This window comes from Klebsiella sp. CSG-1 (assembly GCF_056521145.1).
This window is the reverse complement of record NZ_JBWNLD010000001.1, coordinates 879,200-892,169: the sequence shown is the minus strand read 5'-3', so window position 1 is coordinate 892,169 and position 12,970 is coordinate 879,200. Positions and strand designations below refer to the sequence as shown.

At 54.8% G+C, this 12,970-nt stretch carries 12 protein-coding genes; 9 read left to right on the top strand and 3 right to left on the bottom strand.

The genetic code is table 11. The features are described from left to right. Positions 1-2: 2 nt before the first annotated feature. Entirely contained in the window at positions 3-458 is a 456-nt protein-coding gene (locus tag AC007G_RS04335; RefSeq protein WP_142630505.1) for a GNAT family N-acetyltransferase, read from the top strand. Positions 459-498: 40 nt separating this feature from the next. Here AC007G_RS04335 and pepD read toward each other — a convergent pair whose 3' ends face one another. Beyond that, entirely contained in the window at positions 499-1,956 is a 1,458-nt protein-coding gene (gene pepD / locus AC007G_RS04330; RefSeq protein ID WP_032689369.1) for a cytosol nonspecific dipeptidase, read from the bottom strand. A gap of 257 nt (positions 1,957-2,213) precedes the next feature. Between pepD and gpt the strand changes: the two genes are divergently transcribed. The 4 genes from gpt to AC007G_RS04310 all read left to right on the top strand — a co-directional run bounded on the left by gpt (position 2,214) and on the right by AC007G_RS04310 (position 5,104). Continuing rightward, positions 2,214-2,672, top strand: coding sequence for a xanthine phosphoribosyltransferase (gpt, locus tag AC007G_RS04325; RefSeq protein WP_004858267.1), 459 nt, complete (start codon positions 2,214-2,216; stop codon positions 2,670-2,672). A gap of 107 nt (positions 2,673-2,779) precedes the next feature. After that, positions 2,780-4,024 (top strand): esterase FrsA, encoded by a 1,245-nt coding sequence (gene frsA, locus AC007G_RS04320; RefSeq protein ID WP_032689368.1) that lies wholly within the window; start codon positions 2,780-2,782, stop codon positions 4,022-4,024. A gap of 57 nt (positions 4,025-4,081) precedes the next feature. Then, complete coding sequence (gene crl / locus AC007G_RS04315) at positions 4,082-4,480, top strand: sigma factor-binding protein Crl (RefSeq protein WP_032696603.1); 399 nt, start codon at positions 4,082-4,084, stop codon at positions 4,478-4,480. 258 nt (positions 4,481-4,738) lie between these two features. Then, entirely contained in the window at positions 4,739-5,104 is a 366-nt protein-coding gene (locus AC007G_RS04310) for a hypothetical protein (RefSeq protein WP_032689355.1), read from the top strand. 66 nt (positions 5,105-5,170) lie between these two features. Here the strand turns inward: AC007G_RS04310 and gabD are convergent, their stop codons facing one another. Beyond that, positions 5,171-6,619: an NADP-dependent succinate-semialdehyde dehydrogenase gene (gabD, locus tag AC007G_RS04305; RefSeq protein WP_032689354.1), complete on the bottom strand. Its 1,449-nt coding sequence runs from the start codon at positions 6,617-6,619 to the stop codon at positions 5,171-5,173. A gap of 566 nt (positions 6,620-7,185) precedes the next feature. Between gabD and AC007G_RS04300 the strand changes: the two genes are divergently transcribed. The 4 genes from AC007G_RS04300 to AC007G_RS04285 all read left to right on the top strand — a co-directional run bounded on the left by AC007G_RS04300 (position 7,186) and on the right by AC007G_RS04285 (position 11,528). After that, a complete protein-coding gene (locus AC007G_RS04300) occupies positions 7,186-8,142 on the top strand; it encodes a TRAP transporter substrate-binding protein (protein WP_227507585.1) in 957 nt (318 codons plus the stop codon). Positions 8,143-8,216: 74 nt separating this feature from the next. Next, entirely contained in the window at positions 8,217-10,091 is a 1,875-nt protein-coding gene (locus AC007G_RS04295) for a TRAP transporter large permease (RefSeq protein ID WP_032689352.1), read from the top strand. A 207-nt stretch (positions 10,092-10,298) separates the two neighbouring features. After that, positions 10,299-11,063 (top strand): SDR family NAD(P)-dependent oxidoreductase, encoded by a 765-nt coding sequence (locus AC007G_RS04290; protein ID WP_049266034.1) that lies wholly within the window; start codon positions 10,299-10,301, stop codon positions 11,061-11,063. Positions 11,064-11,108: 45 nt separating this feature from the next. Continuing rightward, positions 11,109-11,528 carry an RbsD/FucU family protein gene (locus AC007G_RS04285; RefSeq protein WP_032689350.1) on the top strand — a complete coding sequence of 140 codons (420 nt, stop codon included), beginning with the start codon at positions 11,109-11,111 and terminating at the stop codon, positions 11,526-11,528. A gap of 60 nt (positions 11,529-11,588) precedes the next feature. Here AC007G_RS04285 and AC007G_RS04280 read toward each other — a convergent pair whose 3' ends face one another. Beyond that, positions 11,589-12,638, bottom strand: coding sequence for a LacI family DNA-binding transcriptional regulator (locus AC007G_RS04280; protein WP_142630503.1), 1,050 nt, complete (start codon positions 12,636-12,638; stop codon positions 11,589-11,591). Between the last annotated feature and the right edge of the window lie 332 nt (positions 12,639-12,970).

Below are 12,970 nucleotides of genomic sequence, written 5' to 3'. Positions count from 1 at the left end.
CGATGCTGAAGATCAGACCTTATCGCGACGATGATTTTACTGCGCTGGGCGCCATTTTTCTGCGCGCGGTACAAGAGACCGCCAGCCATGATTATTCCCCCCGCCAGATAGCCGCCTGGGCGCAGATAGACGAGGCCCGCTGGCGACACAAAATGAGGGATTCTCGGGTGTGGGTCGCGGTCATTGACCCGCTTCCAGTAGGGTTTATCAGCGCCGTGGACCGCTATATCGATCTCCTGTTTGTGGCGCCGGAGTATGGCCGTCGAGGCATTGCCAGCTCGCTGCTCCAGGAACTGTTTGCGCAGATACCGCACGGTTCCCTGACGGTCGACGCGAGCATTACGGCAAAACCGTTTTTTGCACGGCATGGTTTCAGGGTCGAGGAAGAACAGCAGGTGGCGGTGCGCGGCGAGACGTTTATTAATTATCGGATGGAGAAGATGAGACGGCCCGGATAAGGCGCCACGCGCCGTTATCCGGACCGTTTATTGCCGTAACTTACTTCGCCGGAATCGCTTTCAGCAGTTCCGTCAGCAGCGTCCAGTATTGACCGACGCTTTCGATATGCACCTGCTCATCCGGAGAGTGCGGGCCGGTAATGGTTGGCCCGATGGAGACCATATCCATATTCGGGTACGGTTTTTTGAACAGACCGCATTCCAGGCCGGCGTGAATAATCTGGATGTTCGGCGTCTTGTTGAACAGACGCTGATAGGTTTCACGCACCAGATGCATCACCGGCGAGTTCGCGTCCGGCTGCCAGCCCGGGTATGCGCCTTTGGCTTCGGTTTTCGCGCCCGCCAGTTTACCCAGCGAATCCAGCATGCTGACTACGTAATCTTTGCCGCTGTCGATCAACGAACGAATCAGACAGTGGATCTGGACATTGTCATCGGTCATGGTCACGACGCCGACGTTCAAAGAGGTCTCTACAACGCCTTTTGCCACGTCGGAGTTACGAATAACACCGTTTGGCGTGGCGTTAAGCAGACGCACAAAGCCGTCACGGGATTGCGCCGTCAGGGCCGCTTTGTCATTGGCGGCGGCATCCAGCAGCAGCACCAGGTTCTTCTCTTTTGCCGCCAGTTCGTTTTTCAGGATGTCCTGATAGGTGGCGACCTGCGCTTTCAGAGCATCGACCTTGTCGGCCGCGACGGCGACGGTGGCGAACGCTTCACGCGGAATGGCGTTACGCAGGGTGCCGCCGTTGAAATCCACCAGACGCAGGTCCAGCTCTTGCGCATGACCTGCGAGGAAGCGGGCCAGCAGCTTGTTGGCATTCCCCAGGCCGACGTGAATTTCGCCGCCGGAGTGACCGCCTTTCAGCCCTTTTAAGGTCAGCTTGAAGCTCTGGAAACCTGCCGGAACCGCTTCGCGGGTTAAGGCCAGGTTTGAGGTAAAGTCGATACCGCCGGCGCAACCCATATAGATTTCGCCCTCTTCTTCAGAGTCGGTATTGATCAGAATATCGGCCTGCAGCCAGTTAGCCTGAAGACCAAATGCGCCGTCCATGCCGGCTTCTTCGGTCATGGTCAGCAGCACTTCCAGCGGGCCATGTACGACGTTGTCATCAGCCAGCACTGCCAGCGCAGAAGCCATACCGATGCCGTTATCCGCGCCCAGGGTGGTGCCGCGCGCTTTGACCCACTCGCCATCGATATACGGCTGAATCGGATCTTTGGTGAAGTCATGAACGGTGTCGTTGTTTTTCTGCGGCACCATATCAAGGTGCGCCTGCAGAACAACCGGTTTACGGTTTTCCATACCGGCCGTGGCGGCCTTACGAATCAGAATGTTGCCAACCTGATCGCGTTCTGCGTGTAAGCCTTTTTCTTTTGCCCAGCCCATGATGTGTTCAGCGAGTTGTTCTTCGTGATAGGACGGATGGGGAATGGAACAGATTTTGGCAAAAATATCCCATAGCGGCTGCGGGGATAATTGAGACAATTCAGACACGATGAGTCTCCTTACGATCGCCTGCAAAAGTCTTTTACAGGTCGAGGGTTAGCAATAAAAAATACAACAGGCGCAGGCTTGCGCGGTGGGGTTGAGAATACCACTTTCCACGCCGACTGGTAGTGTAAACAACGCAAAAAGCGCTGGGATGGCCGCTTAACACTGGTTTTTAGTGCGTCAGATCTCTATAATCTCGCGCAACCATTTTCCCCCTCGAACATCATTTAAGCCGTATAACACAGGCTGGGACACTTCACATGAGCGAAAAATACGTCGTCACCTGGGACATGTTGCAGATTCACGCCCGCAAACTGGCCAATCGTCTGATGCCTTCTGAACAATGGAAAGGCATTATTGCCGTAAGCCGCGGTGGTCTGGTACCGGGTGCATTACTGGCGCGTGAACTGGGTATTCGTCATGTTGATACCGTTTGCATTTCCAGCTACGACCACGATAACCAGCGCGAGCTGACCGTCCTGAAACGCGCTGAAGGGGATGGTGAAGGTTTCATCGTGATCGATGACCTGGTCGATACCGGCGGTACCGCCGTCGCTATTCGCGAAATGTACCCAAAAGCACACTTCGTTACCATTTTTGCTAAACCGGCTGGTCGTCCGCTGGTTGATGATTATGTTGTTGATATTCCACAGGATACCTGGATTGAACAACCGTGGGACATGGGCGTGGTGTTCGTACCGCCGATCTCAGGTCGTTAATTTACAAGGTGAGTGCTATTTACCACGCCCGGTTATGCCGGGCGTGGTTTTTTTTGTCCGTATGCAGGTTACAATAGTCCGGAGTGGCAACACGATGGAGGCTGCACATGTCACAAGCTAACCTTAGCGAAACACTGTTTAAACCTCGATTCAAACATCCAGAGACGTCTACGCTGGTGCGTCGGTTTGCGTCGGGTTCGCAACAGCCGATCCACTCTGCGCTTGACGGGAGCAATGTCGATCACTGGTATCGCTTGATTAACCGTCTGATGTGGATCTGGCGTGGCGTGGCGCCACAGGAGATCCTGGATGTGCAGGCGCGCATTGTGATGAGCGATGCTGAGCGTACGGATCCGGAGCTTTATGACACCGTGGTGGGCTATCGTGGTGGCAACTGGATTTTCGAATGGGCCAAACAGGCAATGATCTGGCAGCAAAAGGCCGGGCAGGAAGCCGATCCGCTGAGCAGCGGGCGCCACTGGCTGCATGCGTCCAATCTCTATAGCATTGCCGCCTATCCGCATATTAAAGGTGACGAGCTGGCGGAACAGGCGCAGGCGCTGGCTAATCGGGCCTATGAAGAGGCCGCGCTTCGCCTGCCGGGCGAGCTGCGCGAGCTGGAGTTTCCTGTGCCCGGCGGCGCGCCGGTGACCGGCTTTTTACATATGCCGAAAAGCGAAGGTCCGTTCCCGGTGGTTCTGATGTGCGGCGGGCTGGATGCGCTGCAGACGGACTACTACAGCCTGTATGAGAACTACTTTGCGCCGCTGGGGATCGCTATGCTGACGCTGGATATGCCTTCGATAGGCTTCTCGTCAAAATGGAAACTGACCCAGGATACCAGCCTGCTGCATCAGCATGCGTTGCGGCACCTGACGAATGTTCCGTGGGTCGATCATACCCGGGTCGCAGCGTTCGGTTTCCGTTTTGGGGCGAATGTCGCCGTCCGTCTGGGCTATCTGGAGCCGCAGCGCTTAAAAGCCGTGGCCTGCCTTGGCCCGGTGGTGCATAACCTGCTGGTGGATCCGCTGCACCAGGGCCGGGTTCCGGAAATGTATCTCGACGTTCTGGCATCGCGGCTGGGCATGCACGATGCGTCTGATGAAGCATTGCGCATCGAGCTGAACCGCTACTCATTAAAAACCCAGGGGCTTCTGGGCCGTCGCTGTCCGACGCCGATGCTTTCCGGCTTCTGGAAAAACGATCCGTTCAGCCCGGAAGAGGAATCGCGCTTAATTACCTCGTCATCCGCCGATGGCAAGCTGCTTGAGATTCCATTTAAGCCCGTTTATCACAATTTCGATCGCGCATTGCGCCAGATTGCCCGCTGGATCAATCATAGATTTAGTTAATATATTGCTAAATTTTATTGATTTGGTAAAACAGTTGCATCACTAAAGGAGATCGCAATGACGTTACCGAGTGGACACCTCAAGAGTAAGCTGATTAAGAAATTCACGGCTCTTGGCCCTTATATTCGCGAAGAGCAGTGTGAAGACAATCGCTTCTTTTTCGATTGCCTGGCAGTTTGCGTCAATGTAAAACCCGCCCCGGAAAAACGAGAGTTCTGGGGATGGTGGATGGAGATGGAAGCACAGACATCACGCTTCACTTACAGCTATCAGTTTGGCCTGTTCGATAAAGAAGGGGTCTGGCGACCGGTGGCTATCGACGATCCGGAAGTCAGCGAGAAACTTGAGAAAACGCTGCGTGATTTCCACGACCGGGCTAAGGCATTGCTGACGACATTCAGTCTGAAGCTGGAACCCGCCGATGACTTTAGCGAGCCGCTCAGACTGCGGGCCTGATGTCCCACGTCTGCCAGATTCAGTCTAAAAAAATCCACGCCAGAGCGCGTGGATTTTTTTATTCCTTTACCCACCCTCAAACTGCCTGATTTTTATTAATCGCTCGTATCATTGAGTCATGTCGGACTTATTTCCATAAACATCATGGTGGGATTGTTCTTAGAGGCGCGCTGTCCCGAGAAAATGTGCTCCGCGAGAATGCCTGAACAGGCTATCCGTGTTACCGTCACCACATGGATCTGTAAACTAAAGATATTTATGAAAATTATATTACTAATGAGTCTGGTAAGCCTGTTTCTTTCTCCGGCATTTGCGGGTACTGCAGTGAAATTGTCCTGCTCGTTACGCAAAAGCGTGACGATCTCAAAATTCCATTACAAGCTGTCGACGATGAAATGGGGCGATCACTTCCAGGTTGCTTCCGGAATCAGACAGGCGCAAACCACAGGCAATGTCCCGTTTCGCGTGACGCGTTTTCAAAATGGCGATGATCTGGTCTTTTTCCCGGACAGCGAGGCCTATTATTTCTTCTATTCCGGGATGGCGACACCTGACCGCTGTATTGTACAGGAGACCTATTCCTATCCGGTTGTTGAGCTACCGCGCTATAAGAAAAGCAAGTAACCGGCGGCGCAAACGGAGCCCGAAGGGGTACCCCATCGGGACTCCGTTGCCCGGAACGGACGTGGATTAAAGGCCAATACACATGTATTTGATTTCTAAATAGTCTTCAATACCATACTTCGAGCCCTCGCGACCCAGACCGGAAGCCTTCACGCCGCCAAACGGGGCGACTTCGTTGGAAATCAGCCCGGTGTTGATGCCCACAATCCCATACTCCAGCGCTTCGCCGACGCGGAAAACGCGGCTTAAATCACGGGCATAGAAGTAGGCGGCGAGACCAAATTCGGTATCGTTGGCCTGGCGGATGACATCCGCTTCATCTGTGAAGCGGAACAGGGGAGCCAACGGGCCGAACGTCTCTTCTTTCGCCACTTTGGCGCCGTCGGGAACATCGACCAGAATAGTCGGCTGAAAGAAGTTGCCGCCGAGGGAAGACACCTTCCCGCCGGTGATGACCCGGGCGCCTTTTCCGACGGCATCGGCAATATGCTCTTGCACTTTGGCAATCGCTTTCTCATCAATCAACGGTCCGGTTGTGACGCCCGGCTGTAGGCCATCGCCGAGGTGCAGCTGCTCCACCGCCTGCTGCAGTTTTTCGGCAAAGCGCGCATACACCCCGTCCTGCACGTACAGGCGATTGGCGCAGACGCAGGTCTGCCCGGCGTTACGAAACTTCGACGCCATGGCGCCTTCTACCGCTTTATCCAGATCGGCATCATCAAACACGATAAACGGCGCGTTACCGCCTAGCTCAAGCGAAACTTTTTTGATGTCCTGAGCACACTGTGCCATCAGCTGGCGGCCGATTTCCGTGGAGCCGGTAAACGACAGCTTACGCACCAGCGGGTTGCCGGTCAGTTCATTACCCACCGCGCTGGCGGAACCGGTCACCACGTTAAATACGCCGTCAGGGATCCCGGCGCGTCTGGCCAGTTCGGCCAGCGCCAGCGCGGAAAAAGGGGTCTGGCTGGCGGGTTTGAGAACCATTGTGCAGCCGGCCGCTAACGCCGGGCCGGCTTTACGGGTGATCATCGCCGCCGGGAAATTCCACGGCGTGATCGCGGCGGTAACGCCAATCGGCTGTTTAATCACGATCAGGCGCTTATCGGCCTGATGACCGGGAATGGTATCGCCATAAATGCGTTTTCCCTCTTCGGCAAACCATTCGATAAATGAAGCGGCGTAGCTAATCTCGCCTTTTGCCTCTGCCAGCGGTTTGCCCTGCTCCAGGGTCATCAGCCGGGCCAGATCGTCCTGGTTTGCCATCATCAGATCGAACCAGCGGCGCAGGATCGCGGCGCGCTCTTTCGCCGTGAGCTGTCGCCAGGCGGGAAGGGCGCGATGGGCGGCCTGGATCGCGTCGTGCGTCTCTTCTGCGCCCATTTTAGGTACTGAGCCCAGCACCTCTCCGTTCGCCGGGTTGGTCACCGTAATGACATCGCTGCTGAGGGCATCACGCCACTCACCATTGATAAATGCCTGCTGGCGGAACAAGGTTAGGTCATTCAGTTGCATGGTTATTTCCTGTCTCAGAACGTTAATGAGTGAATGGCGTACTCCAGCGTAGCGGAGAATCAAAAGCGGCGTTTGCGATGGCCTTCACGTTTAGCAACGGCTATGGTGCGAATCCGCGTTATGCCCGGTAAAGACTCTTTCGGCCCTCTTCTTGTACGCCAGCCAGGCACGCCTGTGTTTGTTTAGTGTAGTCGCCAGAGTCAGATGACAGCAGCGACTAAACAGTGACTAAACAGCGATGAGGGCGTTTTCACGATGTAAAACCTGAGCCTGAATTCGCGACGCCTGCCACAAAATTCACACATCATGCGCGATGACGGGGGGAAGCAACTTGCTTTTATCTGGCGAGGCGAATACGGTCTGTAACGTTACACTAAAACGTTACAGAAGAAATTTACCCTCCGGTTATGACTGAAGTCCCTGGCGATTTAGCGAGGCCCGAAGGTGCTACAGACACCTCAACGGTACGTGAAAGGATAACGATGATGAAAATGACACAGTTTTGTTCGGCCAGACGTATTTTAGCTTTTGCTTGTTTGAGCTCGGCCCTGATAGCGGGAAGTGCGGTGAGCACCTTAGCCCATGCGGCACTCAACTTCCGCGTTTACTCTTCTCTCCCCGCGGACGACTCCTCGGCGCACTACATCTGGTTCAGCCGTTTTCAGGAAAACATTAACAACAATGCGAAATTGAAAGAGCAAATTAAGCTCAACTATTTTGCCAACGGCATGTTGGGGAAAGAGGCCGATGCGACGCAGCAGGTTCGCATAGGCGCAATTAATATGATGATTTCCGGTACATCCATTTGGGCCACGCTGGTACCTGAAATGGGCGTCCTGGATCTGGGTTATTTATTTAAAGATTACAGTCAGGTAGGGAAAGCGCTGGATGGCAGCGCCGGGGAAAAACTCTCCGCCTTAATGATGGATAAAGCCAACGTGATGGTGCTCGGCTACGGCTTTAACTTAGGTGCGCGCAATATTTATACCAAAAAGGTGATTGAAAAGCCGGAGGATTTAAAAAACCTGAAAATTCGCGTGCTACCGGTGCCTAATTTTATCGCCACGTTAAACCATATGGGGGCGGTGGCGATCCCTATGCCGGGCGGTGAAGTCTATTCCAGCCTGCAAATGGGCGTTATTGACGGCGTAGAGCACGATGCCCCGACGATTTATGCGAGCAAATATTATGAAATCATCAAAAACGGCACCCTGACTCGCCACAGCTACAACCCGCTGATGATTGCGATGAATAAAAAGAGTTTCGAACAAATCCCGCCGGAACTGCGCGCGGACGTGCTGGCGGCGGCGAAAGAGGCGACGGACTATGAACGCATGCAAGCGGGTAAAAAAGAACAGGAAGCAATAAAGAACCTTGAAGCAAAAGGGGTGACGTTCCGCGAAACCGATCGCCAGTTCTTCTATCAGCAGGTGCAGCCCGTGTGGCAGTCGTTCCTCAAGCAGTATCCGGATATGAAGCCCATCGTTGATGAAATTACCGCGGCGGCAAAAGACCCGTCATGATCGGCGCCGCTTACCCGGCCGTGTCACGGCGGGGTTAAGCGGTGAGATTGGCAATCTTGTGGAGAAGATTCAACATGGCTGATATCTCTATTAAAGCAAAGGATGAGTGCTTCGTCCTTGCGCTATTGGGCAAGCTGAGCCGGTTTTTAACCACCTTAACCGCCTGGGCCGGAGCGCTGGTGCTGTTTATCAACGTGCTGGTGGTGTTCGCATCCGTTATCTGGCGCTATGCGCTGCACTCGCCCATTCATTGGGCCGAAGAGGTGGCCCGCGCGCTGATGATTGCGCTGGTGTTTTTCGGCGTGGCCACCTCGACGGCGAAAGGAGGCCATATTGGCGTCGATCTGTTCCTGCGTTTCCTGCCTGAACAGGTTCGGCCCTATGTCGTTCATGCCAGCCGCTGGATCCTGTTTCTGGTCTCGGTTGGGCTTGTCGTTTCCAGCTACGACCTGGTGCAGGCCGCGCGATTGCAAACCACGGAGACCGGTTTGCCGCAGACAATCTACGTCATTCCGGTGCTGATTGGTTCGCTGGTTATGATGGTGGCGGCGCTGGAGCTTGCCTTGCGGGAGCGCATTCGGGTTGTGCTGTTTAGCGGCCTTGGCATTGTGGTTCTGGCCGCCATTGGCTATATGAAACTCTCGCTGATGGCCGATCCCGCCAGCGCTGCAGCCGGGCTGATGCTGATTTGCTTTGTCCTCGGTATTCTCGCCGGCGTGCCGATTGCGTTTACCCTTGGTCTGTCGGCGATGGTGTTTTTTATCTGCGATCCGTCATTACCGTTTGTCTTTTTCTCCCAGCAGGTTGCGGCGGGGGTAGATCACTTCGTGCTGTTGGCCATTCCGTTCTTCCTGCTGGCCGGTGCCGCGATGGAGATCAACGGGATGTCAACGCGGCTCGTTGAACTTATCGTGCGTGGCATGGGGCGCTTTCGCGGCGGCCTCAACATGACCACCGTACTGTCGATGGCCTTCTTTTCCGGGATCTCCGGCTCCAAGCTGGCAGATGTTGCGGCGGTTGGCGGCGTGCTGATGCCGGCGGTGCGTCGGGCTAAACAGGATGGCGAAGAGGCCGCCGGGGTGTTCGCTGCCTCGGCCGTGATGGCCGAAACAATCCCACCTTGCGTGAATCTGATTGTTATGGGCTTTGTCGCGAACATCTCGATTGGCGCGCTGTTTATTGCTGGTCTGGTGCCCGCCGTCTGCCTGCTGGTACTGCTGATGATTGCCGCCAACCGGTTTGGCGGCAAAATCAACGTTAGCGAAGCGTATCCGGTATTACGGCCGCGCACGCAGCTCTACCTTGGCGCCGCCGTTGGGCTGGTGATGATTTTTATGATCGGCCGCGGCGTCATGATGGGGATCGCCACCTCGACAGAAATCTCCGCTTTTGCCGTGATTTACGCGATCGTCGTCGGTCGCCTTGCATTTCGTGAACTGACGTTCAAAGCAACGGTAAAAATGTTTATCGATATCGCCGCCATGTCCGGAGTGCTGCTGTTTATCGTCGCCTGCGCCACCAGCCTTTCTTATGCGCTCACGATACAGATGATCCCGCAGCAAATAGCGGAATTACTGGTCAGCATTGGGGTCGAGCAGGGAGCCTGGCTGTTTCTGCTATTAACCATCGTTATTCTGGTTATTTTTGGCGCCGTACTGGAAGGTGCTCCGGCGCTGATTATCTTTGCGCCGATACTGGTGCCGATCGCCGTTCAGCTGGGCTTCAGCCCGCTGCATTTCGGCATCATTATGATTATGGCAATGGGCTTTGGTCTCTTTTCACCGCCTATCGGACTTGGCCTTTATACCACTTGCGCCATTTGCGGCGTGGAGATGAAACACGTTATTCGGCCAATGGCAAAATATCTGGCGGTGGTCTTCGTCGGTATTATTATCGTGGCCATGGTCCCACCATTAACAACATGGTTGCCGGGGCTCGCTGGTTATTAATTGTGAATCCAGTAGTAAACCGCATTTCGTTATTTAAAGACGGTTAAAAGAGGCGTCCTGTCAATGTCGACAGGGCGCAAGGTCAACATGTATCGCTCAGGTTCTGATATTTAACACGCCTGCAGGTGGGGATAACAACGTCCTGAATCTCTCGCTGATAAATATTATGCGCCGATGGCGGATTTATTCTGAAGAAAGGAGTATGCAATGGGGTCATTAACGGGAAAGAAAGTATTTATTACTGGCGCTGAGCAAGGTATTGGTAAAGAGACCGCGAGAAAACTGATTGAGGCCGGATGTGATATCTATATTCACTATTTCAGCGGTGAAGAAGGCCCCAGAGAATTAATCGCTATTGCCCAGCAGCGGGGAGGCAAGGCCGCCTGCGGCTATGCGGATTTGACCAGCGAGGCGGATGCGGCACGCTGCGTTGCCGAGGCGGCGGCGTTCTTAGGCGGGATCGATATTCTGGTGAATAACGTCGGGGGAATTATTGCCCGCAAATGGCTCGGTGAAATTGACCCGCAGTTCTGGCGTACCGTCATTGATGTCAATATGACGACCATGCTCAATGTGACTCAGTCGGCGCTGCCGTGGTTAAAAGAGGCGACTGACGGCGCGAGTATCGTGAATCTCGCCTCGTTAGCCGGACGCTCCGGCGGGCACTCCGGATCGTTGGTCTATTCGATGACTAAAGGCGCGGTGCTGACGTGGACCCGCTCCCTTGCCGCAGAGCTTGGCGAGTTTGGTATTCGGGTGAATGCCGTGGCGCCAGGGCTGATTCTGGGGACTCGTTTTCATAACCAGCATACCACTCAGGCCTCGGCCGATCGGACTATCGAAGATATTCCGCTGGGAAGAGCCGGTACGCCTGAAGATATCGCGCGCGCGATCTGCTTCCTGGCCTCGGAATACGATGGCTTTATTTCCGGGGCGACTCTGGATATTAACGGCGGTATTTATCGGGCATAAATCTCAGGGCGGGGTATATCCCGCCCATATTCAGAGAACGTCGTCATGATCAAATCAGAAATTATTCATCCGGACTTACTCCAGGCGTTGGCCCAGTGTGGCCATAAAGCCAATATTCTTATCGCTGATGCTAATTATTCATTTTTAACCAACTCGTCGCCGCGGGCGCGGATTATTTATCTGAATTTTTCCCCGGGTTTAATTAGCAGCGTGGTCATCCTGCAAAAAATGCTCGGCTACATCAATATTGAAAAAGCGTTGCTGATGTCCTGCCCGGATGATTTTGATAATACGATTGCGCGTGAATATCGCAGTCTGCTTGCTGAGTCGACCGGAGTGGAATATGTGGCCCGGGAGGACTTTTACGCGCAGGCGAAATCGTCGGATACCCTGTTGGTTGTCGCCTCCGGCGAAACCCGCCGCTTTGCCAATATTCTGCTCACCGTCGGCCCGACGCTACTGTGACGTGGGAGAAGGAGAACGTGTTTTTCTCCCGTCACAGGCACAAAAACAGCGGCGCGAGAGTCAGACCTCGGGCGCATCGCTTACCGACTGACGGCACACCAGGGAAGGGGTAAACAGAAATTCCTGCGGCGGGAGAGACGGGTTGTCCGTCCGTTCAATCAGGCGTTGTACCATGACCTCCGCCATCTCACTCAGCGGAGGCATCACGGAACTCAATCTGGGGTAAACCAGGCCGGATAGCGGGATGTTGTCGATGCCGATGATGGAGATCTCTCCCGGCACGCTAATCCCGGCTTCGTGCAGGCCGGCCATCAGCCCAATGCCGAGCGCGTCATTAATTGCCACAATACCATCAGGACGGCGCGACTGGCGGCAGATTTTTTGCGCCAGCGAACGGCCCAGTTCGGTCATTTCCGCATCACCGTACGCCGCCTGCGTTTTCTCCTCGACAATCATGCCTTCACGAAATAGCCCGTGACGCTGCACCGCGCTGAGAAAGCCTTCGATTTTATGGGCGCGACTCGGGATCATACCGGCGACGGTGGCGAACGTCAGATGCCGACACCCGCGCTCAATCAGATGCTCTGTGGCTAAACGCCCGGCTTCGACGTTATCCATGGATACGCTGTCGAGCGCCAGGCCGCCGGAACCGGCGCTGGCCGGCATACGACTGTCGTAGTTGACCATAATCATGCCCTGAGAGGCGGCGCGCACAAAATGCGGTTTTTCAATATCACCGGCGGCGACAATAATGCCGCGCACGCCGTGGGCGAACATATCTTCCAGAAAGGCTTCTTCTTCTTCAATCTGACGGTAGGTGTTGCCGATCAGCACGCGATAGAAGCGCTTTTTTGCCGCCAGATCCACTTCACGGACCAGCGAGGCGAAGCTGGGGTTGACGATGGACGGAACCAGCAGGCCGATCATTTTGGCCTGGCCTGTTTTCAACTGCTGGGCGACGCGGTTAGGGAAGTAATTGAGCGTTTGCATGCTTTGCTGGATACGCGCCAGCGTCTCTTCGCGCATCTGGTCTGTACGGCCATTGAGCACGTTGGATACGGTGCTGACGGACACGCCAGCATGCTTTGCGACATCGCGAATGTTTGCCATACATCTCCTTTGCAGCGGTGGGCGAGGCGCGGAGGAGAACGATTCTCCGCGCCGTTTTATACGGGGTCGACAAGCCTGATCCTGCATCGCTTTCTGATGAGGAACATCAACAATAACGGTTTAGTGTAACGTTACAGTTGGTGCTGTCAATGCGCTTGCGAGCGGCAAGTGATGTAAGCCACGCGACAGCGGTCCAGGGCCTACGGGAAATCGCAGGCCCTTTCTTTAACCCGGTTCGACCCTCCGTAGGGTATTTTTCCCGCCGGGATGGCTATCAACGCAGGCAGTGAGGTGTCGCGAAAGGAGACAAATGAGAGCGGGAGAGTCTCGGG

Coding starts and splice junctions, on each gene's coding strand:
- AC007G_RS04335 (WP_142630505.1), top strand. CDS start 3: ATGCTGAAGATCAGACCTTATCGCGACGATGATTTTACTGCGCTGGGC.
- gpt (WP_004858267.1), top strand. CDS start 2,214: ATGAGCGAAAAATACGTCGTCACCTGGGACATGTTGCAGATTCACGCC.
- frsA (WP_032689368.1), top strand. CDS start 2,780: ATGTCACAAGCTAACCTTAGCGAAACACTGTTTAAACCTCGATTCAAA.
- crl (WP_032696603.1), top strand. CDS start 4,082: ATGACGTTACCGAGTGGACACCTCAAGAGTAAGCTGATTAAGAAATTC.
- AC007G_RS04310 (WP_032689355.1), top strand. CDS start 4,739: ATGAAAATTATATTACTAATGAGTCTGGTAAGCCTGTTTCTTTCTCCG.
- gabD (WP_032689354.1), bottom strand. CDS start 6,619: ATGCAACTGAATGACCTAACCTTGTTCCGCCAGCAGGCATTTATCAAT.
- AC007G_RS04295 (WP_032689352.1), top strand. CDS start 8,217: ATGGCTGATATCTCTATTAAAGCAAAGGATGAGTGCTTCGTCCTTGCG.
- AC007G_RS04290 (WP_049266034.1), top strand. CDS start 10,299: ATGGGGTCATTAACGGGAAAGAAAGTATTTATTACTGGCGCTGAGCAA.
- AC007G_RS04285 (WP_032689350.1), top strand. CDS start 11,109: ATGATCAAATCAGAAATTATTCATCCGGACTTACTCCAGGCGTTGGCC.
- AC007G_RS04280 (WP_142630503.1), bottom strand. CDS start 12,638: ATGGCAAACATTCGCGATGTCGCAAAGCATGCTGGCGTGTCCGTCAGC.